Genomic DNA, 22,035 nt, shown 5'->3' on the forward strand with positions numbered 1-22,035 from the left:
CAACGTCATCAGATGCCGGAACACCGTCCTCGTCCACAGCGCGCCCCGCGCTGTCGGTGCCCTCGGCTACGGTTCCGTCATGGCTGCCCGTACGAAATCCGCGAAGGACCGTCCGTCCTACCGCTGCACCGAGTGCGGCTGGCAGACGGCCAAGTGGCTCGGCCGCTGCCCCGAGTGCCAGGCATGGGGCACGGTCGAGGAGTACGGCACACCCGCGGTCCGCACGACCTCTCCGGGCCGCGTCACCACCTCCGCCGTACCGATCGGGCAGGTCGACGGCCGTCAGGCCACGGCCCGCTCCACCGGCGTACCCGAACTGGACCGCGTCCTCGGCGGCGGTCTCGTGCCCGGCGCGGTCGTCCTGCTCGCGGGCGAACCCGGCGTCGGCAAGTCCACGCTCCTCCTGGACGTGGCGGCGAAGTCGGCGAGCGACGAACACCGCACGCTGTACGTGACGGGTGAGGAGTCGGCCAGCCAGGTCCGGCTGCGCGCCGACCGCATCAAGGCGATCGACGACCACCTGTATCTCGCCGCCGAGACCGATCTCGCCGCCGTGCTCGGCCACTTGGACGCCGTCAAGCCGTCGCTTCTCATCCTGGACTCGGTCCAGACCATCGCCTCCCCCGAGATCGACGGCGCCCCCGGTGGCATGGCACAGGTCAGGGAGGTCGCCGGGGCCCTCATCCGGGCGTCCAAGGAGCGCGGCATGTCCACGCTTCTTGTGGGACATGTCACCAAGGACGGCGCCATCGCGGGCCCCCGTCTGCTCGAACACCTCGTGGACGTGGTCCTGAGCTTCGAGGGCGACCGGCACGCGCGCCTCAGGCTCGTCCGAGGGGTCAAGAACCGGTACGGGACCACGGACGAGGTCGGCTGCTTCGAACTGCACGACGAGGGCATCACGGGCCTGGCCGACCCCTCGGGCCTGTTCCTCACCCGCCGTGCCGAAGCCGTCCCCGGGACCTGCCTGACCGTCACCCTGGAGGGCCGGCGCCCACTGGTGGCGGAGGTCCAGGCCCTCACCGTCGACTCACAGATCCCCTCCCCCCGTCGTACGACCTCCGGTCTGGAGACCTCCCGGGTCTCGATGATGCTGGCGGTGCTGGAGCAGCGGGGCCGGATCACCGCTCTCGGGAAGCGGGACATCTATTCGGCCACGGTGGGCGGCGTGAAGCTCTCCGAGCCGGCCGCGGACCTCGCGATCGCCCTCGCGCTGGCGTCCGCGGCGAGTGACACCCCGCTCCCCAAGAACCTCGTGGCGATCGGCGAAGTGGGGCTCGCGGGCGAGGTCAGACGGGTCACGGGAGTGCAGCGGCGCCTCGCGGAAGCCCACCGCCTGGGCTTCACCCACGCCCTCGTTCCGAGCGATCCGGGCAAGATCCCTCCCGGCATGAAGGTCCTGGAAGTCGCCGACATGGGCGACGCGCTGCGAGTCCTTCCACGCTCCCGTCACAGAGAGGCCCCACGGGACGAGGAACAGCGCCGGTAGACTTTGCCCTGGTCTCGCCCGTCCGTACGAACCTCGGACGCCCCAGGGGCGACCGGAAACCCGCGACCGGAGGAGTGCAGTGGCAGCCAACGACCGGGCAACAGCTCCCGGAAAGTCCGGCGGGAGCTCCGGTGCCGATGGCCTGATGCGCGCCTCACTGAGCGCCGTGGCACCCGGCACGGCGCTGCGCGACGGGCTTGAGCGGATCCTCCGCGGCAACACGGGCGGGCTCATCGTGCTCGGCTGGGACAAGACCGTCGAGTCGATGTGCACGGGCGGCTTCGTGCTGGACGTGGAGTTCACCTCGACCCGGCTGCGCGAGCTGTGCAAGCTCGACGGCGGCATCGTCATCGACAAGGACATCACCAAGATCCTGCGGGCGGGTGTGCAGCTGGTGCCCGACCCGACGATCCCCACGGAGGAGACGGGCACCCGGCACCGCACCGCGGACCGGGTGAGCAAGCAGGTCGCCTTCCCGGTCGTCTCGGTCTCCCAGTCGATGCGCCTGATCGCCCTGTACGTCGACGGTCAGCGCCGCGTCCTGGAGGACTCCGCCGCGATCCTCTCCCGCGCCAACCAGGCACTCGCGACCCTGGAGCGCTACAAGCTCCGCCTCGACGAGGTCGCGGGCACGCTGTCCGCGCTGGAGATCGAGGACCTGGTCACCGTCCGGGACGTGTCGGCGGTGGCCCAGCGGCTGGAGATGGTCCGGCGTATCGCGACGGAGATCGCCGAGTACGTGGTGGAGTTGGGCACGGACGGACGGCTGCTCGCGCTGCAGCTGGACGAGTTGATCGCGGGCGTGGAGCCGGAGCGCGAGCTGGTGGTCCGGGACTACGTGCCCGAGCCGACCGCGAAGCGCTCCCGCACGGTCGACGAGGCGCTCGCCGAGCTGGACGCCCTCAGCCACGCGGAACTGCTCGAACTGCCCACGGTGGCCAGAGCCCTGGGCTACACGGGCTCTCCCGAGGCGCTCGACTCGGCGGTCTCACCGCGCGGCTTCCGCCTCCTCGCCAAGGTCCCGCGCCTCCCCGGCGCGATCATCGACCGGCTCGTCGAACACTTCGGCAGTCTGCAGAAGCTGCTCGCCGCGAGTGTCGACGAGCTTCAGGCGGTCGACGGGGTGGGCGAGGCGCGAGCGCGCAGCGTGCGCGAGGGGCTGTCACGGCTGGCCGAGTCGTCGATCCTGGAGCGGTACGTCTGAGGGCCCTCGGCCCGACTTGGGGGACGTACTCCCTGAAGCGGGGGGACGTGCTCCCTGGAGCGGTACGGAACGTCCGCGCCGGCTCCCACTTCGGCCAGTCCTTGAGCGGTCCCTCAGCAGTCCTTCAGTCCTTCAGTCCCTCAGTCCTGGGACAGTACGAACGACGTCGTCGCCTTCGTCAGCCCCGGTGCCTTCGCCTCCACCAGGTAGGTGCCCGCGGTGGCCGAGCCCGCCGGGGGCGTGGCGCACTGGGGGGCGCTGGCCGTGCGGTCCCAGTCGACCGTGTAGGTCACCTGACCGTCGGCCGGAACGCGGAAGAAGAGGCTGACGGCGTCCTTGGGGCAGTCGTCCGAGGACCAGAAGCTCTGGTCTCCGCCGGCCTGAGTGATCGTCAGGACGGCGCTCTTCGGGCCGAGATCGACCTTGCAGTCGCTGCTGGAGGAGTTCTTCGCGATGAGCTCGATCGAGGGCTTGTCGCCGGTGGCGTAGGTGTTGTGCACACTGCGCAGTGTCAACTTGACGGTGGCGGCGGTGCAGTTGGGGAGGGTGGACCCGGCCGGAACCTGATCGGCGGAGCCGCCGCCGCTTCCGTTGGAACCGTCCTCCGAGCCGCTGCCCGTGGTGGAACCGCTGCCGGTCCCGGCGGAGCCACTGCCGCTACCGCCGCCCGCTCCTGTACTTGCGCTGGCGCTGCCGCTGGACTCGTCACGCCCGCCCGGGTGTTGGCTGATCGCGGGGCCCGAGCTGGAGGGGCCCGGAGTGATCGTGTCCACGGGGTTCTTTCCGTTGGACCCGTCCGTGTTCTTCTGGCCGCCTCCGCCGCCGCTGCTGACGATCCAGATGATCAGCAGCATCAACACCGCTACCAGGGACAGCAGAACGGCCCTCCGACGCCAGTAGATGGTGGAGGGAAGTGGCCCGACCGGATTGCGCATAGATCCCACGGCGCAAACTGTACGAGAGATCCACGCCGGTGCTTGCCCCACCCGCCGCCCTGAGCGTCAACTTTTCCGGATCATCATCCCGGCAGAACACCCGAGTTACCCCCAACCCTATTTTCTCGCCCCCGCCGCGCCCCCGTCCCATCCCGCACCCGGTCGCTCCGGCCGGCCGGAGCGACCCTTCAGGGGCGCGGGGAACTGCGCACCCAGCCCCCACCCACCCGCAGCAGAAAGACACCCGGGACCTGGACCCGCCCCCGGTGTGGAGGGAACGGGTAGGGGCGGCGGGGGGCGAAAAGCCACTCCACCGCGCCCCCGGGGGAACCGCACAGCCCCACCCCCACATGGCAGGATCGGAACCGCCATGACTGCACCCACCATGCCCACACCCAGCCCCCCGCCCAACACCCCCGGCGAGACCCTGCACGAGCCGGTCATCACCTGGTTCGACACGAACGCCCGCGATCTCCCCTGGCGCCGCCCCGACGCCGGCCCCTGGGGCGTGATGGTCAGTGAGTTCATGTTGCAGCAGACCCCGGTGAGCCGGGTCCTGCCCGTGTACGAACAGTGGGTGGCCCGCTGGCCCCGCCCCGCCGACCTGGCCAAGGAGGCCCCGGGCGAAGCCGTCCGCGCCTGGGGACGCCTCGGCTACCCCCGCCGCGCACTCCGGCTGCACGGCGCCGCGGTCGCCATAACGGAACGGCACGGCGGCGACGTACCCACGGAGCACGCGCAGCTGCTCGCGCTCCCCGGCATCGGGGAGTACACGGCCGCCGCGGTCGCGTCCTTCGCGTACGGGCAACGCCATGCCGTACTGGACACGAATGTCCGACGGGTCTTCGCGCGGGTCGTGACGGGCGTGCAGTACCCCCCGAACGCCACCACCGCCGCCGAGCGCAAGCTCGCCCGCGCCCTCCTCCCCGAGGAGGAGCGCGCCGCCTCCCGCTGGGCCGCCGCCTCCATGGAACTCGGCGCACTGATCTGCACGGCGAAGAACGAGACCTGCCACCGCTGCCCGATCGCCGCGCAGTGCGCATGGCGGCTGGCGGGCAAGCCGGCGCACGACGGCCCGCCACGGCGCGGACAGACGTACGCGGGCACGGACCGCCAGGTCCGCGGCAAACTCCTCGCCGTACTCCGCGAGGCCGTCGCACCGGTCCCGCAGTCGACCCTGGACCGGGTGTGGAGCGAGCCGGTACAGCGCGCCCGCGCCCTGGACGGACTCGTCGCCGACGGCCTCGTGGAGCCACTGCAGGGTGGTTTGTATCGGCTGCCCTTGACCTAGTCACCGCCCCACCACCCCCAACCCCCCGACAAAACCACCCCAACCGGGACTTATAACCAACCCGCCTTACCCACCTCGTACTTCCGTTACACAACCGACGTACAGCCGAGCGCTCACCGCAGGCTGCCTCGGACAACCCCGTGACAACGCCTCCGTAGCTTCATCTCCGTACCGCGCACACAGCAGAACGACAGCGGGACACAGGAAACGGACAACCGGCGGCAGGCGACAGCAGGCAGGTCGGAAACGGGGATGGAGGCGGTTGATCATGGCGCACGGCGAGGTGCTCGAATTCGAGGAGTACGTCCGCACTCGGCAGGACGCGCTGCTGCGCAGTGCCCGCCGTCTGGTCCCCGATCCCGTCGACGCCCAGGACCTGCTGCAGACCGCGCTCGTACGGACGTACGGCCGCTGGGACGGAATCGCGGACAAGCGGCTCGCCGACGCGTACCTGCGCCGCGTCATGATCAACACGCGTACCGAGTGGTGGCGGGCCCGGAAACTCGAAGAGGTGCCCACCGAGCAGCTCCCGGACGCCTGTGTCGAGGACTCCACCGAGCAGCACGCGGACCGCGCGCTCCTCATGGACATCATGAAGGTTCTCGCTCCCAAGCAACGCAGCGTCGTGGTGCTGCGACACTGGGAGCAGATGTCCACGGAGGAGACGGCCGCCGCCCTCGGCATGTCGGCCGGAACGGTCAAGAGCACGCTGCACCGGGCACTGGCCCGGCTCCGCGAGGAGCTGGAGAGCCGGGACTACGAGGAGCGCGGCGCACGCGCGCTCGAAGCGGGTAAGGAGCGGGAGCGTTGCGCGGCCTAGGAACTCGGGCCAGACAGGTCCTGAAGGCGGGGAGCGCGGCGGTGACCGCGCTCGCCGCCATCGGCCTTTTCCTGACCGCCTGCGCCACCGGAGGCACGGGCGCCCGCGACGAGGGCCCGGCGGGCGGTGAGGCGGTGGCGAAGGGCCCCGCGACCCCCGCCCCCGCCCCCTCCCCGGCCAGGACGTCCAAGCGCGTCGACGCGGTCGAGCTCGTCAGGGACGACCCGGAGGTCGGCCCATCGGTCAAGAGCGCCCTGTCGAAACCGTGCGTCGGCGACGAGTACCCGGTCGACGTGTCGTACGGGGATCTCACCGGAGGCACCGACGACGACGTCGTGGTCAACGTCATGACCTGTGGGGATGCTGTCGGGATCGGCTCGTACGTGTACCGCGAGGAAAGCGGCAGGTACGAGAATGTCTTCAAGACCGAGGAGCCGCCGGTCTACGCGGAGATAGACCGGGGCGATCTGGTGGTCACCCAGCAGCTGTACAAGAAGGGCGACCCGATGTCGTACCCCTCCAGTGAAGAAGTGATCACCTACGGGTGGACCACGACCCACTTCACCGAGGAGTCCCGGACGCACAACGACTACAGCAACGCCGTGGGCGGCGCGGACACGCCCGCCCCCTCGAACTGAGCGCAGACGGAGCAACCGGATGGCAGAGCAGACCCATGTCCTGTTCGTCGAGGACGACGACGTCATCCGTGAGGCCACACAGCTCGCTCTTGAGCGCGACGGCTTCGCGGTGACGGCCATGCCCGACGGGCTGTCGGGCCTGGAGGCGTTCCGCGCCGACCGTCCCGACATCGCCCTGCTGGACGTGATGGTCCCCGGACTCGACGGCGTCTCGCTGTGCCGCCGCATCCGTGACGAGTCCACCGTCCCGGTGATCATGCTGTCCGCGCGCGCCGACTCGATCGACGTCGTGCTCGGTCTGGAGGCGGGCGCCGACGACTACGTGACCAAGCCCTTCGACGGTGCCGTCCTGGTCGCCCGGATCCGCGCGGTGCTGCGCCGCTTCGGACACGCGAACGGTCCGAACGGATCCGCCGAGACACCCGCGCCGGTCGACGGCGGACTGCTCTCCTTCGGCGACCTGGAGATCGACACCGAGGGCATGGAAGTGCACAAGAGCGGTACGCCGGTGGCCCTGACGCCCACCGAGATGCGGCTGCTGCTGGAATTCTCCTCCGCGCCGGGTACGGTGCTGAGCCGCGACAAGCTGCTCGAACGTGTGTGGGACTACGGCTGGGGTGGGGACACCCGCGTCGTCGACGTCCACGTGCAGCGGCTGCGGACGAAGATCGGCCAGGACCGGATCGAGACGGTCCGTGGCTTCGGCTACAAGTTGAAGGCCTGAGCAGGGACATGCGGGGGATATTGCAGCGCCGGAACCCGGCGGACAGCGGCGGACCGGTCATCGGACGGCCCGCCCGGACCGGACCGCTCGGGCCGCTCGGGCCGGCCGATGCCGGGAACTCCGGCATCCGCACCGGCATCCGGTGGAAGCTCAGCGCGGCGATCGCCCTGGTCGGCGCACTGGTGGCGGTCGCCCTGAGCCTCGTCGTGCACAACGCGGCGCGCGTCTCGATGCTCGACAATTCGCGCGACCTGGCGGACGAGCGGATCACGGTCGCGGAGCGCATGTACGAGTCCGGCCGCACCCAGGCGTTCGGAGTCAAGGTCGACGACCCGACCATGCCCAAGGATCTGCTGGCGAAGGTCCTGCAGGGGCGACGGGCCACCTATGTGGCCGACCGCCCGAACGGCGTGCCGGACATCTGGGCGGCCGTTCCCCTCAAGGACGGCCGCGTCCTCTCGCTCCACACCGGTTTCACGGACCGCAACACCGACGTCATGAAGGACCTCGACCAGGCGCTGATCATCGGCTCGATCGCGGTCGTCCTCGGCGGCAGCGCGCTCGGCGTGCTGATCGGCGGCCAGCTCTCGCGCCGGCTCCGCAAGGCCGCCGCCGCGGCGAACCAGGTCGCCAAGGGCGAGACGCATGTACGGGTACGGGAGGCGATCGGCGGCGTGGTGCGCGACGAGACCGACGACCTCGCGCGCGCCGTGGACGCGATGGCGGACGCGCTCCAGCAGCGCATCGAGGCCGAGCGCCGGGTGACCGCCGACATCGCGCACGAACTGCGCACCCCCGTGACCGGTCTGCTGACCGCGGCGGAACTCCTGCCCCCCGGCCGCCCCACGGAACTCGTCCGCGACCGCGCCCAGGCCATGCGCACCCTCGTCGAGGACGTTCTCGAAGTGGCGCGGCTGGACGGCGCGTCCGAGCGGGCCGAGCTGCAGGACATCCTGCTCGGTGAGTTCGTGTCGCGGCGCGTGGCCGCCAAGGACGCCGACGCCGACGTACGCGTGATCCACGAGTCGGAGGTCACCACGGACCCGCGCCGCCTGGAACGCGTCCTGATCAACCTGTTGGCCAACGCGGCCCGGCACGGCAAGCCGCCGATCGAGGTCTCGGTCGAGGGCCGGGTCATCCGGGTGCGCGACCACGGCCCCGGCTTCCCCGAGGAACTCCTCGCCGACGGCCCCAGCCGCTTCCGCACGGGCAGCAGGGACCGCTCGGGCCACGGTCACGGCCTCGGCCTCACCATCGCCGCGGGCCAGGCCCGGGTGCTGGGCGCCCGGCTGACCTTCCGCAACGTCCGGCCCGCGGGAGCGCCGGAGGGCGTGTCCGCGGAGGGCGCGGTCGCGGTGCTGTGGCTGCCGGAACACGCGCCGACGAACACCGGCAGCTACCCGATGCTGCCCTCGTGACAAGCGGGGCACGGGTGCCCGCCGGACGTCGGACAAGCCTCAGCCTCAGGCCCAGTCCTTCGACAGGTCCAGTTCGTCGCTGCGCTCGGTGAGCGAGTACCAGTTGCCGTTGTCGTCACGGAAGATCGCCTCGACACCGTACGGCCGCTCGGCGGGCTCCTGGATGAACTCCACGCCCCGCGCCTTGAACGTCTCGTAGTCGCCACGGCAGTCGTCCGTACGGAACGCGCCGGCGCCCAACACCCCCTTGCTGACCAGCTTCTTCAAGGCCTCGGCCGACTCGGGGTCGAGGCCGGGCCCGTCCGGGCTCATCAGCGCCAGCATGACGTCCGGCTGCTCCTTGGCACCGACGGTGATCCAGCGCATGTCCCCCATGGACATGTCGTCACGCACCTCGAAGCCGAGCTTCTCGGTGAAGAACGCCTTGGTGCGCTCCTGATCGAGCGTCCATACGGTGGTGATGCCCAGGCCCAAGATCATGGCTCTGCTCTCCTGTTGGGGTGGTGGATTCTGTACGGGCGCCTCGGCCCCGCCGTCGCCCTCACCGTAGGCCGGAGCCGCCTTCGCCTGCTTCTCCAGAGTTGCTGTCCTCGGTTGCTGTCCTCGGTTGCTGTCCTCTGTCCTCAGTTGCTGTCCTCGGCTGCTGTCCTCAGTCGGTGTCCTCATCGCAGACCCGTGGCCTGAATCCGCCGGCCCAGAGCATCGCGTAACACCCGGGGATGAGCGCCGCCCCACGCCCCACGTGCTTGGCCCGGTACTCACTCGGTGTCAGCCCCGTCCAGGTCTTGAAGCTCGCCGAGAAGGTACCGAGGCTGCTGAAGCCGACCAGATGACAGATCTCGGTCACCGACAGATTCGCCGTGCGCAGCAGGTCCTCCGACCGCTCGATGCGCCGGTGCGTCAGATACTGCCCCGGCGTCTCCCCGTACGCCGCCTTGAACGCCCGTATGAAGTGGAACCGCGAATACCCGGCGTGCGCCGCCACCGTGTCCAGGTCGAGCCCCGGCTCGGCCCAGTCACGGTCCATCGCGTCCTTGGCGAGCCGGAGTCGCCGCATCTTCTCCACCCCTCGATCCTGACACGCCCCACTGACACCCCCGCTGACAAGCCCACTCGCAAGCCCACTCACAGGCGAAGACCCCCGGGGCGGACACGCCGGGGGTCTTCGGATCAAGCAGGGATCGGGTCAGGTCAGGTCAGGTCAGGTCGGACCAGCGAACTCAGACGGTCTCAGCCATGGTCGTCTTCGGCGCCGAATCGCTCACGGCACCCCCGGCCTCGGCCGACCCCGCGCCCCGCAGCGGAACCTCCGTCACGAACACCGCGGCGACCAGGGCCACCAGGGCCACCACCGCCCCCAGCATGAACGCGGAGTGCGTACCGGACGACACCGCGTACTGGTAGGCCTCACGCGCCGCCGCCGGCAGCTTGGCCAGGCTCGCCGCGTCCAGCTGCGCCGACTGCTCGGTGACCTTGGAGCCCAATGCTCCGGCCCGCTCGGCCATCACGTCCTGGACCCGCTGGTTGAACAGCGCACCCATGATCGCGACACCGAAGGACGAGCCGAGCGTACGGAACAGCGTGCTGGACGAGGACGCGACGCCCATGTCCTTCATCTCGACACTGTTCTGCGCGACCAGCATGGTGATCTGCATCAGGCAGCCCATGCCGAGGCCGAGCACGGCCATGTACAGCCCGGAGGTCAGCCGGGTGGTGCCGGTGTCCATCTGGGCGAGCAGGAACAGGCCGACCGCCATCAGGACGCTGCCGACGACCGGGAAGACCTTGTAGCGCCCGGTGCCGGTGGTGACCCGCCCGGCGACCATCGAGGTCACCAGCATCGCGCCGAGCATCGGCAGGAGCAGCAGCCCGGAGTTGGTCGCGGACGCGCCCTGCACGGACTGCTGGTACAGCGGCAGGAACAGCACCGCACCGAACATCACGAAGCCGGTGATGAAGCCGATGATCGACATCAGCGTGAAGTTGCGGCTGCGGAAGATGTGCAGCGGGATGATCGGCGCGGCGGCCTTGGTCTGCACGAAGACGAAGCCGACCAGCGCGGCGACACCGATACCGATGAGCTCCATGATCCTGGCCGAGCCCCAGGCGTACTCGCTGCCGCCCCAGGTGGTGACCAGCACGATGGACGAGATACCGAGGGCCAGCAGTCCGGCACCGAGGTAGTCGATCTTCGCCTGGAGGCGCTTCTTCGGCAGGTGCAGTACGGCGCTGATGGCGAGGAGCGCGACGATGCCGAGCGGCAGGTTGATGTAGAAGGACCAGCGCCAGCCCCAGTGGTCGGTGATGGTGCCGCCGATGAGCGGTCCGCCGATCATGGCGAGTGCCATGATGCCGGCCATCATGCCCTGGTACTTGCCGCGCTCGCGCGGCGGGATCAGGTCGCCGATGATCGCCATGACGCCGACCATCAGGCCGCCGGCGCCGAGGCCCTGCACGGCACGGAACCCGATGAGCTGCCCCATGTCCTGGGCCATGCCGCTGAGCGCGGAGCCGACCAGGAAGATCACGATCGAGGTCATGAAGGCGCCCTTGCGCCCGTACATGTCGCCGAGCTTGCCCCAGATCGGGGTCGAGGCGGCGGTCGCGAGCGTGTACGCGGTGACGACCCATGACAGGTGCTGGAGACCGCCCAGTTCGCCCACGATCGTCGGCATCGCGGTGCCCACGATCATGTTGTCGAGCATCGCCAGCATCATCGTGATCATGAGCGCGAGCAGCACGACGCGCGTACTGCGCGGCTGCGGCCCCGTCTGCGCCGCCGCCTCTTGACCGGCCTGCCCCGCCTGTCCGGCGTGCCCGTCCTGTTTCTCGCCCGCTATGGCCGCTTCCGTGCCGTCCGCCATCGTTTCCACTCCCCTGGGTCCTGCTACTTACTTGCCGCCCGGCAAGTTGACTACACTGAGGGAAAGTAGACCCGTAACTAGCCGGGCGTCAAGTAAGTTTTCCTGGATTTACCAGGAGAACGGCACGTACGTTCAAGGAGTGCGGGGAGTACGAGGATGGGCGGCGACACCATGGACGGCACCAGGCGACAGCAGCGCCGCGGGGACACCCGCCAGCGCATCCAGGACGTGGCCCTAGAACTCTTCTCCGAGCACGGCTACGAGAAGACCTCGCTGCGCGAGATCGCCGAGCACCTCGACGTCACCAAGGCGGCGCTCTACTACCACTTCAAGACCAAGGAAGAGATCCTCATCAGCCTCTTCGAGGATCTGACGAGGCCGCTCGACGAGCTGGTGGAGTGGGGCAGGCAGCAGCCGAAGACCCTGGAGACCAAGCAGGAAGTACTGCGCCGCTACAGCGAGGCCCTCAGCGGCGCGGCGCCGCTCTTCCGCTTCATGCAGGAGAACCAGGCGACGGTGCGGGAGCTGAGCATCGGCGAGACATTCAAGCACCGCATGCTCAGCCTCGTACAGATCATCAAGGAGCCGGACGCGCCGCTGATCGACCAGGTCCGCTGCATCACCGGACTCTTCTCGATGCACGCCGGGATGTTCGCGCTCAGAGACGTCGAAGGCGACCCCGAGGAGAAGCGCAAGGCCGTCCTGGAGGTCGCCATCGACTTGGTGACGCAGGCGCACGGTGGCACCACCGCCACCCCCGTGGCGTCCTAGACCGTCACGAGCGCCTCAGACCGTCACGCCCTTGGAGCGCAGGAAGGCGACGGGGTCGACCGCGGAGCCGTAGTTCGGGGTCGTACGGATCTCGAAGTGCAGGTGCGGCCCGGTGGAGTTGCCGGTGCTGCCGGACCGCGCGATGTGCTGGCCGGTCCCGACGACCTGGCCGACCCTGACGTCGATCCGCGACAGGTGGGCGTACTGCGAGTAGGTCCCGTTGCCGTGGCTGATGACTATGGCGTTGCCGTACGCGGGACCGTCACCGGCGCCGTTGCCGCCGGCCTTGACGACGGTGCCGCCGTGCGCGGCGAGGACCTCGGTACCGGCGGGCACGGCGAAGTCCTGCCCGGAGTGGTTGTGCTGCCACATATTGCCGGCCTGGTTGAAGCCGGCGGAGAGCGTGTACCTCCGCACCGGGTCGACCCAGGAACCGCCCGTCTTGGTGACGGCCGTCTTCACGGCGGTCTGCTGGACCGGCACGCTGGTGGTGCCTGCGGCGGCCGCGACCCCGGCGCCCAGTACGACCGAGGCACCCACACCGACGGCCACGGCGGCCGTCCGGGTACGGAGCAGGGACATACGAGAGTGACGGGACACGGCGCGCTTCGACATCGGAACCTCATGAGGACGGAAACAGGGGGCTGGACCACCCGGTGCACAAACCGCCACCGGATGAACAATCCCTTGGTAACCCGTGTCCGCATCAACCCCCAAAAACACGATCTACGACGCCAGATCGTACTTCTGCGTAAAAATGATGTCTTCTTGACAGACGCCCCATCTGATAGTGGATGTGCCTGATTTTTTCCCTCAAGGGCGTTTAGCCCCACTTCCAGGTGTTGCGTTCCACCGGGAGGGCCGCCTTCGACACCCCGCCACCCCCGACATCGACACCCCAGAGGGGTTCCGCACGATACGTCCGTTTTGCCCGATCATCGTTCGCTACTAGCCGCCCTAGTAACGGACAAATCGCCTGTGCGTCATGTCACCGCGAGGCCCGTCACACACAGCCTTCGCTGCACGGGATCGCATGGCGCGCCCCGGTTCTCTTTCCCGCCGGCATGAACCGGAAGAGGCACAGAAAAGCGCGAAAACGGCTGCCCAGAAGCACGGAAAAGGGGCTGCCCCGGGACCGAAGTCCCGGGGCAGCCCCTCTGTTCGGGCGAGCGCGCCGAGCGCTACGCCTCCTTGCTCAGGTTGGGTCCAGCCCCACCCGCGGCCTGCTCGATCGGCGGGACGTCGGGCAGCGCCGACTTCTCCTCACCGCGGAAGGTGAAGGTCTTGGCTTCGCCCTCGCCCTCCGTGTCGACGACCACGATGTGACCGGGGCGCAGCTCGCCGAAGAGGATCTTCTCCGAGAGCGTGTCCTCGATCTCGCGCTGGATCGTGCGACGCAGCGGCCGCGCGCCCAGGACGGGGTCGTAACCCTTCTTGGACAGCAGTTCCTTGGCGGACTGGGAGAGCTCGAGGCCCATGTCCCGGTCCTTGAGGCGCTCGTCCACCTTGCCGACCATCAGGTCGACGATCTTGAGGATGTCCTCCTGCGTCAGCTGCGGGAAGACGACCACGTCGTCGACGCGGTTGAGGAACTCGGGGCGGAAGTGCTGCTTGAGCTCGTCCGAGACCTTGTTCTTCATGCGCTCGTAGTTCGACTTCGTGTCACCCGTGGCCGCGAAGCCCAGGTTGAAGCCCTTCGAGATGTCCCGCGTGCCGAGGTTGGTCGTCATGATGATGACCGTGTTCTTGAAGTCCACGACCCGGCCCTGGGAGTCGGTCAGGCGACCGTCCTCCAGGATCTGCAGCAGCGAGTTGAAGATGTCCGGGTGGGCCTTCTCGACCTCGTCGAAGAGGACCACCGAGAACGGCTTGCGCCGCACCTTCTCCGTCAGCTGACCGCCCTCTTCGTAGCCCACGTATCCGGGGGGCGAACCGAAGAGACGCGAGACCGTGTGCTTCTCGCTGAACTCCGACATGTCGAGGGAGATCAGCGCGTCCTCGTCACCGAAGAGGAACTCGGCGAGGGCCTTGGACAGTTCGGTCTTACCGACGCCGGACGGGCCCGCGAAGATGAACGAACCACCGGGACGCTTCGGGTCCTTCAGACCGGCACGCGTACGACGGATCGCCTTCGAGAGCGCCTTGACGGCGTCCTTCTGGCCGATGACCCGCTTGTGGAGCTCGTCCTCCATGCGCAGCAGGCGGCTCGACTCCTCCTCGGTCAGCTTGAAGACCGGGATGCCTGTCGCGGTCGCGAGGACCTCGGCGATCAGCTCGCCGTCGACCTCGGCGACGACGTCCATGTCGCCGGCCTTCCACTCCTTCTCCCGCTTGGCCTTCGCCGCCAGCAGCTGCTTCTCCTTGTCGCGGAGAGAGGCCGCCTTCTCGAAGTCCTGGGAGTCGATGGCCGACTCCTTGTCGCGGCGGACGCCCGCGATCTTCTCGTCGAACTCGCGGAGGTCCGGCGGCGCGGTCATCCGGCGGATGCGCATCCGGGAACCGGCCTCGTCGATCAGGTCGATCGCCTTGTCCGGCAGGAAGCGGTCCGAGATGTACCGGTCGGCCAGGGTGGCGGCCTGGACCAGCGCCTCGTCCGTGATGGAGACGCGGTGGTGCGCCTCGTAACGGTCGCGCAGGCCCTTGAGGATCTCGATCGTGTGGGGGAGGGAAGGCTCCGCCACCTGGATCGGCTGGAAGCGGCGCTCAAGGGCCGCGTCCTTCTCAAGGTGCTTGCGGTACTCGTCCAGGGTCGTCGCACCGATGGTCTGGAGCTCACCGCGGGCCAGCATCGGCTTCAGGATCGACGCCGCGTCGATGGCGCCCTCGGCGGCACCCGCACCCACGAGCGTGTGCAGCTCGTCGATGAACAGGATGATGTCGCCGCGGGTGCGGATCTCCTTGAGGACCTTCTTCAGGCGCTCCTCGAAGTCACCGCGGTAGCGGGAGCCGGCGACCAGCGCGCCGAGGTCGAGGGTGTAGAGGTGCTTGTCCTTGAGGGTCTCGGGCACCTCGCCCTTGACGATGGCCTGCGCCAGTCCCTCGACGACGGCGGTCTTGCCGACGCCGGGCTCGCCGATGAGGACCGGGTTGTTCTTGGTCCGGCGGGACAGCACCTGCATGACCCGCTCGATCTCCTTCTCGCGCCCGATGACCGGGTCGAGCTTGGACTCACGAGCGGCCTGGGTGAGGTTCCGGCCGAACTGATCGAGGACCAGGGACGTGGAGGGGGTGCCCTCGGCAGGACCACCGGCGGTGGCGGTCTCCTTGCCCTGGTAGCCGGAGAGCAGCTGGATGACCTGCTGCCGCACCCGGTTGAGGTCTGCGCCCAGCTTGACCAGGACCTGGGCGGCGACGCCCTCGCCCTCTCGGATCAGGCCGAGCAGGATGTGCTCCGTGCCGATGTAGTTGTGGCCCAGCTGAAGGGCCTCGCGGAGCGACAGCTCCAGGACCTTCTTGGCACGGGGGGTGAAGGGGATGTGTCCGGACGGGGCCTGCTGCCCCTGCCCGATGATCTCCTCCACCTGCTGACGGACCGCCTCGAGCGAAATCCCGAGGCTCTCCAGGGCCTTAGCGGCGACACCCTCACCCTCATGGATCAGGCCCAGGAGGATGTGCTCGGTGCCGATGTAGTTGTGGTTGAGCATCCGGGCTTCTTCCTGAGCCAGGACGACAACCCGCCGCGCGCGGTCGGTGAACCTCTCGAACATCGTTAATCGCTCCTCAGAGCGGTCAGGCAGTAAGGGGACGCTCCCCTCCCTGTCCTTCCGCAGCTTAGTCCCGCAAGCGGGGACCGCTCATTCCAACTGCCGACACCGTCCTTGGCCTCCTGACCCCGAACGCCGACATCCTGTCCAACCTGATGGTGCGAGACGATGTTCCCGCAGGCCAGGCAGATACCCTCACGAGCTGTACGCCGATGGCGAACGTGAGATGCCCGAGCCATGCGTGTCGCCCCTCCCACTAGGGATGTCTTACCCGTACGCACTGACACTCCATGCGGCGTGCACCGGTTCCCTCCGCTATGGGCGAACATCCTTGCGCCGCCCATCCCCCTCACGCGCCCTCATTTCCGGCACTCTTCGCACACACAGGAATACCCAGCGTAACTCCGGGGCTCTTCCGACGGTTTCTCCTGTCATGGTTCCCACTGTCCCCCTCCCGCGCCGTCCGCTCGACCCGAGCGATCGGGTACGCCAGTGGTACGAGAACGAACTCGGCTGGGCAACCGTGCCCGGATCGCCGATTCTGCTGGTCACGGGCCTTCGCTTCGACGTTCTGGAAGTTCCCGCGGAGGCGGGCTTCGCGGCCCTGCGACATCTGGGGCCGGCGTCTCCGGTGGCGCTGCACGAAAGCCGGTCGGCGCCGCGCGGGGATTCGGGGGTTCCGCGCCGGGATTCACCGGTGCCGCGCGGGGATTCGAGGGTGCCGCGCGGAGATCCACAAGATTCAGGGGATTCACTAGTACCGGTGCCGCGCGATGAACCGTCGCCGATTCGGGGCGATCCGGGTGCGGCCCGCGGAAATCCGGCGGTCCGTCATGGAGAGTGGCCGGCTCGGTACGGGCCGCGGATGTGGCTGCTGGTGGCCGCGGGGAGCGCCGAGGAACTGCCGGGGCTGCTCGACTGGCTGGAGTGGGGGTCTCTCGCGCTGGATCTGACGGCGATCGGCGCGGGCGGGAGCATCGAGGCTCCGCTGCCGCCGGGGGTGCCCGAGGGGCCGCTCACCGCGGCGGGCGGGACCGGTACACAGGGGGCCGCCGTCTGGCTGCGGCCCCCTGAGCCGGGGTGCGAGGTCGAACCCTCGCTGCCGACTCTGTCGGCCGTGGGGGGCGTTGGGGGCGCCCCCGATCTCGTACGACTCGTGGACACGATGGCCACACAGTGCCACCGGGTCCGGCTGCGGCGCGCGGGCGCACAGCCGTTGGCCTCCACATAGACCTTGGTTCGGCCGTGGGCCTCGCCTCAGCCGTTGGCCTTCTCGTAGGCCTCGCGAATGGTCGCCGGAACGCGGCCACGGTCGTTGACCTCGAAACCGTTCTCCTTCGCCCACGCGCGGATCTGCGCGGTGTCCTGGCTGCCGCCGGAAGCGACACGCGCCTTTCCACGACCTCCCGAAGCGCGGCCTCCGGTACGACGGCCACCCTTCACGTAGGCCTCGAGAAGGCCACGGAGCTTGTCCGCATTGGCGGTCGTGAGATCGATTTCGTACGTCTTGCCGTCCAACGCGAACGTCACGGTCTCGTCCGCCTCGCCACCGTCGAGGTCGTCGACAAGAAGGACCTGAACCTTCTGTGCCACCGGATTTCCTTTCATCGATAACTTGAGGGCCGAGGGCCTGCGGCGTCTGCCGCTGTTTCACGTCCCCTGTTATATGCAGTACTGCAGTACGTCGGAAAGCAAACCGCTTTTGCTGGAAAAACACAAACCCCTGTGTGAGACCTGAGGGCCCTGGAAGACCGGAAACGTGCGCGTTTCGGACATAGGGAACGCCGGCAAGGCAGCCTGGCGGAATAGTTACCGGCGATCACAGATGCAGAAGCATCCGGCTGTTGCCCAAGGTGTTCGGTTTCACTCGTTCGAGACCGAGGAACTCTGCCACGCCCTCGTCATAGGAACGCAGCAGCTCGGCGTAGACATCCCTGTCGACGGGTGTCTCGCCGATCTCCACGAAGCCGTGCTTCGCGAAGAAGTCCACTTCGAAGGTCAGACAGAAAACCCGGCGAACGCCGAGCCAACGAGCGGTCTGCAGCAACTTCTCCAGCAACTGATGGCCCACGCCCAGGCCCTTGACCGCGGGGTTCACCGCGAGAGTACGGACTTCCGCGAGGTCTTCCCACATCACGTGCAGCGCACCGCAGCCGACGACCTCAGTACTTGAGCCGGCATCGCGTTCCGCGACCCAGAACTCCTGGATGTCCTCGTAAAGCGTCACCGTGGCTTTGTCGAGCAGGATGCCACGGCGGACGTTCGCGTCGAGGAGTCGGCGCACGGCCGGGACATCGCCGGTCCTGGCGCGCCGGACGGTGAGGGCTTTTGCGGTGTCTTCCGGACGCGGTGCTGGATGCTCTGCTGGCATGGGGCGGACGCTATCGCCCGGAGCCGCCCGGGCCCGAGGCGGGGTTCTCACCCGACGTCCCCTCGGGCTTCTCCTCGGGCTTCTCACCGGGGTTCTCGTCGGAACCGTCCGGGGTTACACGTGTTTCGGCGTCGTCACGCCCTTGTTCGCGCCCTTGTTCAGACCCTTGTTCGCGCCCGCGTTCACGAGCGTGTTCGGGGCCTTGTTCGGGACCTTGCACGATGTGTACGGCATCACGCAGCGCAAGCCGTTGTTCCTCGCTCATCATCCCGAAGAAGGCGACGAGAGCGGCGGCGGGGTTGTCACTCTGGGACCACGCGTCGTTCATCAGTGCGGCCGAGTAGGCGGCACGCGTGGAGACCGCCTCATATCGATAGGCCCGGCCTTCCGCCTCACGGCGCACCCAGCCCTTCTGATGGAGATTGTCCAAAACGGTCATCACCGTGGTGTAGGCGATGGACCGTTCCTGCTGAAGGTCTTCCAGGACTTCTCGAACGGTCACCGGGCGGTTCCACTTCCACACCCGCGTCATGACCGCGTCTTCGAGTTCTCCCAATGGGCGAGGCACAGTTCAGAACAATAGTGGGAGATCAGCAACAAAAAGGGCGTACGACTCGAAAAACGTATGAGAACGTATGAGTCGTACGCCGATGAGCGTCTCAGGCCTCGCTGTCGCGGGAGGCCTGCCGGGCGGTCTCCGCGCGCGCGAGGGCGGCGTCCACCACGGCGTCCTCCTTGGACTTGTTGGCCCCGCCCTGGGTCTTCACGATCGTCACGATCAACCCGATGAAGAACACGGCCATCACTACGGGGGGCACCAGCGCGGAGACATAGTCCATGGCTCCAGAGTAGCTAGCCCGCGGCGAGCTGCTGAGGGGGGTTCGCCGGTGGCGTCGCGGGCTTGCGTTTCGGCGGGAAGACCTCGCCCGGGGTCGGGATGGGCCGGTCCGGGCGCGGGCTCTTGACCGGGGACGGCGACTGCGGCCGCGGCTCGGGCTCGGCCGCGGGCTCCTCCACGGGCTCGTCCGGGGGCGGGGCCGCGGCCAGGCCGCCCGGGAGGGCCGTCAGGCGGGTCCGGGACGGCGGGACCCTGGGCGTGGCCGTACGGCCCGTGAGGCGGGCGCGGACGTCCCGCTCGGCGAGGGCGAGGCAGCGGTCCAGGAGGGCGGCCGCGGTGGGGTTGCCACGCAGGGCACGGAGGGCGGCGAGGTCGTCCGGGGTCGGACGGTGGCCGGAGCCGAGGGCTTCCTCCAGGAGTACGAGGTAGCCGGCGGCGGTGCCGGGCAGTGCGGCCCGGTAGCGGGCCAGGTCGGCCAGCAGGAAGGCCCGGAGCCTGGCTCCCTCGCGGGCCGCCTCGTCGACGGACTCGGCGAGACGGAGGCAGTCCTGGACGTCTTCGGCCGAAGCGGGGGTGGGATGGAGGGCGAGGGCGAGAGCGCGACGGAGCACACGCAGCTCCTGCGCACCGAACGCCATGCCGCCGCGGGATCCGTAGGGCGTGGGCATGGGGCGACGATACGCGCTAATCAGACAAAATCCGCATAGCGCAAGCGCGTGTCCCTCCGGGGGTGGCGCGGGTTCGTCTGCGGGCCGGTGGGGGCCGATCGCGCCGTTCCCCGCGCCCCTTGAAACCGGGGCTGCGCCCCAGATCCCCTCGCCCCACCCGGATCGATTGGCCGCGGGCCGGTGGGGGTTGACCGCGCAGTTCCCCGCGCCCCTTGAAACCGGGGCTACGCCCCGGATCCCCTCGCCCCACCCGGATCGATTGACCGCGGGCCGGTGGGGGCCGATCGCGCAGTTCCCCGCGCCCCTGAGACCGGGGCTGCGCCCCGGATCCCCCCATCCACCCGAGATCGATTCGCCGCAGGTCGGTGGGGGTTGCTCGCGCCGTTCCCCGCGCCCCTGACGGGGCGCGGGGCGACGCCGAAGCGGGGGTCTGGGGGCGGAGCTCCCAGGGATGGGACGGGTAGGGGCGGCGGGGGCGAGGGAGGTCAGGTGCGGGAGACGTTTCGCTCGTAGACCAGGCGCAGCCCGATCAGCGTCAACCACGGCTCGTGCTCGTCGATGACGGAGGACTCGCCGAGGACCATGGGAGCCAACCCACCCGTAGCGATGACGGTGACCTCGTCGGGATCCTCCGTGAGCTCGCGGACCATCCGGTTGACGACCCCGTCGACCTGCCCCGCGAACCCGTAGATGATGCCGGACTGCATCGCCTCGACGGTGTTCTTGCCGATCACCGCCCGCGGCCGCGCCAGCTCGATCTTCCGCAGCTGCGCCCCCCGCACCCCGAGCGCCTCGACGGAGATCTCGATACCGGGTGCGATGACACCCCCCGCGTACTCCCCGCGCGCGGAGACCGCGTCGAAGGTGGTCGCCGTACCGAAGTCGACGACGATGGCCGGTCCCCCGTAAAGCTCGACGGCCGCCACCGCGTTGATGATGCGGTCGGCGCCCACCTCCTTGGGGTTGTCCATGAGGATCGGTACGCCGGTCTTGATGCCCGGTTCCACCAGCACGGCGGGAACGTCGCCGTAGTAGCGGCGGGTCACCTCGCGCAGCTCGTGCAGGACGGACGGGACCGTCGAGCAGATCGCGATGCCGTCGATGCCGTCGCCCAGCTCCTCCCCGAGCAGCGGATGCATGCCCATGAGGCCCTGGAGGAGCACGGCGAGCTCGTCGGCCGTACGGCGGGCGTCCGTGGAGATGCGCCAGTGCTCGACGATCTCCTCGCCGTCGAAGAGACCGAGGACGGTGTGCGTGTTGCCGACATCGATGGTGAGCAGCATGAGCTCTACTCCGCCTCGTCCGTCGATGCCTCGTCCGTGGTCGCCTCGCGCAGGTCCAGGCCGATGTCCAGGATCGGCGAAGAGTGGGTCAGCGCGCCCACCGCCAGGAAGTCGACGCCGGTCTTGGCGTACTCCTCGGCGTTGCCGAGGGTGAGGCGCCCCGAGGCCTCCAGGAGCGCCCGGCCGGCGACGAGGGCGACGGCCTCCTCGCACTCGACGGGCGTGAAGTTGTCGAGAAGGATCAGGTCGGCGCCCGCGTCCAAGACCTCGCGCAGCTGGTGCAGCGTGTCGACCTCGACCTCGATCGCCACCTCCGGGAAGGCCTCCCGTACGGCCTCGAAGGCCTGGGCCACGCCGCCCGCGGCGACCACGTGGTTGTCCTTGACCAGCGCCGCGTCCGAGAGGGACATGCGGTGGTTGACGCCGCCGCCCATGCGTACGGCGAACTTCTCCAGGGACCGCAGTCCCGGTGTGGTCTTGCGGGTGTCGCGGACACGGGTGTCCGTGCCCTCCAGCGCGTCCGCCCACGCGCGCGTGGCGGTCGCGATGCCGGACAGTCGGCACAGGATGTTCAGCGCGCTGCGCTCCGCGGTGAGGAGGTCGCGGGTGCGGGTGGTGACGCTGAGAAGCTTCTGGCCGGGCTCGACCCGGTCGCCGTCCTCGACGTGCCGCTCCACCTCGAACTCGTCGGTGCAGACCACGGAGACGACCGCCTCGGCCACCCGCAGCCCCGCGACGACGCCCGCGTCCCGGGCGACGAAGTCGGCGGTGGAGACGGCGTCCTCGGGGATGGTCGCGACGGTCGTCACGTCCACGCCGTTGTCGAGGTCCTCCTGGATGGCGACGTTCGCGATGTCCTCGACCTCCAGCGGGTCGAGTCCGGCGTCGGCGAGGAGCTCGGCGAGCGCGGGGTCGAGGCCGCACTCCATGTACGTGTCGTCGTCCAAGTCGGCGCCGCAGCCGCAGCCGTCGCCGCAGCCGCCGCTCTGGACGAGGGGAAGGTCGGGGGTGCTCACT

General features: G+C 69.1%; 21 protein-coding genes and 2 pseudogenes. 10 read left to right on the forward strand and 13 right to left on the reverse strand.

The genetic code is table 11. The annotated features are described in order from the left end of the window. The first annotated feature begins 79 nt into the window (after positions 1-79). Positions 80-1,489 carry a DNA repair protein RadA gene (gene radA, locus RV986_RS22780; protein ID WP_475924383.1) on the forward strand — a complete coding sequence of 470 codons (1,410 nt, stop codon included), beginning with the start codon at positions 80-82 and terminating at the stop codon, positions 1,487-1,489. 79 nt (positions 1,490-1,568) lie between these two features. Then, a complete protein-coding gene (disA, locus tag RV986_RS22785; RefSeq protein WP_475919166.1) occupies positions 1,569-2,693 on the forward strand; it encodes a DNA integrity scanning diadenylate cyclase DisA in 1,125 nt (374 codons plus the stop codon). A 140-nt stretch (positions 2,694-2,833) separates the two neighbouring features. On the opposite strand, the gene RV986_RS22790 is transcribed toward disA, so the two are convergent. Then, the gene (locus RV986_RS22790) at positions 2,834-3,637 is read right to left on the reverse strand and encodes a hypothetical protein (RefSeq protein ID WP_475919167.1); all 804 of its coding nucleotides are present in this window, start codon (positions 3,635-3,637) and stop codon (positions 2,834-2,836) included. 361 nt (positions 3,638-3,998) lie between these two features. Between RV986_RS22790 and RV986_RS22795 the strand changes: the two genes are divergently transcribed. The 5 genes from RV986_RS22795 to cseC all read left to right on the forward strand — a co-directional run bounded on the left by RV986_RS22795 (position 3,999) and on the right by cseC (position 8,519). Further along, positions 3,999-4,919 (forward strand): HhH-GPD family protein, encoded by a 921-nt coding sequence (locus RV986_RS22795; RefSeq protein ID WP_475919168.1) that lies wholly within the window; start codon positions 3,999-4,001, stop codon positions 4,917-4,919. A 268-nt stretch (positions 4,920-5,187) separates the two neighbouring features. Beyond that, positions 5,188-5,739 (forward strand): SigE family RNA polymerase sigma factor, encoded by a 552-nt coding sequence (locus RV986_RS22800; RefSeq protein WP_475919169.1) that lies wholly within the window; start codon positions 5,188-5,190, stop codon positions 5,737-5,739. Positions 5,740-5,780: 41 nt separating this feature from the next. Then, positions 5,781-6,377, forward strand: a complete 597-nt coding sequence (locus tag RV986_RS22805; protein WP_475919170.1) for a hypothetical protein — start codon at positions 5,781-5,783, stop codon at positions 6,375-6,377. 19 nt (positions 6,378-6,396) lie between these two features. Next, positions 6,397-7,101 carry a two-component system response regulator CseB gene (cseB, locus tag RV986_RS22810; protein ID WP_475919171.1) on the forward strand — a complete coding sequence of 235 codons (705 nt, stop codon included), beginning with the start codon at positions 6,397-6,399 and terminating at the stop codon, positions 7,099-7,101. 8 nt (positions 7,102-7,109) lie between these two features. Beyond that, positions 7,110-8,519, forward strand: coding sequence for a two-component system sensor histidine kinase CseC (gene cseC / locus RV986_RS22815; RefSeq protein WP_475919172.1), 1,410 nt, complete (start codon positions 7,110-7,112; stop codon positions 8,517-8,519). A 45-nt stretch (positions 8,520-8,564) separates the two neighbouring features. On the opposite strand, the gene RV986_RS22820 is transcribed toward cseC, so the two are convergent. From RV986_RS22820 to RV986_RS22830, 3 genes are all read right to left on the reverse strand, one after another. Further along, positions 8,565-8,999 (reverse strand): VOC family protein, encoded by a 435-nt coding sequence (locus RV986_RS22820; RefSeq protein WP_475919173.1) that lies wholly within the window; start codon positions 8,997-8,999, stop codon positions 8,565-8,567. Between the two features lie 169 nt (positions 9,000-9,168). Continuing rightward, the gene (locus RV986_RS22825; RefSeq protein WP_475924384.1) at positions 9,169-9,576 is read right to left on the reverse strand and encodes a helix-turn-helix transcriptional regulator; all 408 of its coding nucleotides are present in this window, start codon (positions 9,574-9,576) and stop codon (positions 9,169-9,171) included. A 163-nt stretch (positions 9,577-9,739) separates the two neighbouring features. Continuing rightward, positions 9,740-11,383, reverse strand: coding sequence for an MDR family MFS transporter (locus RV986_RS22830; RefSeq protein WP_475919174.1), 1,644 nt, complete (start codon positions 11,381-11,383; stop codon positions 9,740-9,742). Between the two features lie 171 nt (positions 11,384-11,554). Here RV986_RS22830 and RV986_RS22835 point away from each other — a divergent pair, with 171 nt between their 5' ends. After that, on the forward strand, positions 11,555-12,154 hold the full coding sequence (locus RV986_RS22835; RefSeq protein ID WP_475924385.1) for a TetR/AcrR family transcriptional regulator: 600 nt from the start codon (positions 11,555-11,557) through the stop codon (positions 12,152-12,154). A 15-nt stretch (positions 12,155-12,169) separates the two neighbouring features. On the opposite strand, the gene RV986_RS22840 is transcribed toward RV986_RS22835, so the two are convergent. Both RV986_RS22840 and RV986_RS22845 read right to left on the reverse strand, forming a co-directional pair. Beyond that, positions 12,170-12,769, reverse strand: a complete 600-nt coding sequence (locus tag RV986_RS22840) for a M23 family metallopeptidase (protein ID WP_475919175.1) — start codon at positions 12,767-12,769, stop codon at positions 12,170-12,172. A 566-nt stretch (positions 12,770-13,335) separates the two neighbouring features. Continuing rightward, on the reverse strand, positions 13,336-15,861 hold the full coding sequence (locus RV986_RS22845; RefSeq protein WP_475919176.1) for an ATP-dependent Clp protease ATP-binding subunit: 2,526 nt from the start codon (positions 15,859-15,861) through the stop codon (positions 13,336-13,338). 430 nt (positions 15,862-16,291) lie between these two features. Between RV986_RS22845 and RV986_RS22850 the strand changes: the two are divergent. Together RV986_RS22850 and RV986_RS22855 are read left to right on the forward strand one after the other, a co-directional pair. Beyond that, positions 16,292-16,501 (forward strand): annotated as a pseudogene (locus tag RV986_RS22850) (SCO3374 family protein); the annotation flags it as partial. 162 nt (positions 16,502-16,663) lie between these two features. Further along, positions 16,664-17,089 (forward strand): annotated as a pseudogene (locus RV986_RS22855) (SCO3374 family protein); the annotation flags it as partial. 26 nt (positions 17,090-17,115) lie between these two features. On the opposite strand, the gene RV986_RS22860 reads toward RV986_RS22855, so the two are convergent. The 7 genes from RV986_RS22860 to nadC form a co-directional block, all read right to left on the reverse strand. Further along, positions 17,116-17,451, reverse strand: coding sequence for a histone-like nucleoid-structuring protein Lsr2 (locus tag RV986_RS22860; RefSeq protein ID WP_327430632.1), 336 nt, complete (start codon positions 17,449-17,451; stop codon positions 17,116-17,118). A gap of 226 nt (positions 17,452-17,677) precedes the next feature. Further along, on the reverse strand, positions 17,678-18,229 hold the full coding sequence (locus RV986_RS22865; protein WP_475919177.1) for an amino-acid N-acetyltransferase: 552 nt from the start codon (positions 18,227-18,229) through the stop codon (positions 17,678-17,680). 10 nt (positions 18,230-18,239) lie between these two features. Continuing rightward, entirely contained in the window at positions 18,240-18,761 is a 522-nt protein-coding gene (locus RV986_RS22870; protein ID WP_475924386.1) for a BlaI/MecI/CopY family transcriptional regulator, read from the reverse strand. 127 nt (positions 18,762-18,888) lie between these two features. Beyond that, complete coding sequence (locus tag RV986_RS22875) at positions 18,889-19,068, reverse strand: hypothetical protein (RefSeq protein WP_475919178.1); 180 nt, start codon at positions 19,066-19,068, stop codon at positions 18,889-18,891. A 13-nt stretch (positions 19,069-19,081) separates the two neighbouring features. Further along, positions 19,082-19,705: a hypothetical protein gene (locus RV986_RS22880; protein WP_475924387.1), complete on the reverse strand. Its 624-nt coding sequence runs from the start codon at positions 19,703-19,705 to the stop codon at positions 19,082-19,084. Positions 19,706-20,220: 515 nt separating this feature from the next. Beyond that, a complete protein-coding gene (locus RV986_RS22885) occupies positions 20,221-21,018 on the reverse strand; it encodes a type III pantothenate kinase (RefSeq protein ID WP_475919179.1) in 798 nt (265 codons plus the stop codon). Positions 21,019-21,023: 5 nt separating this feature from the next. Continuing rightward, positions 21,024-22,034, reverse strand: coding sequence for a carboxylating nicotinate-nucleotide diphosphorylase (gene nadC, locus RV986_RS22890; RefSeq protein WP_475919180.1), 1,011 nt, complete (start codon positions 22,032-22,034; stop codon positions 21,024-21,026). Between the last annotated feature and the right edge of the window lies 1 nt (position 22,035).

It is taken from the genome of Streptomyces sp. RLA012, from assembly GCF_056270325.1.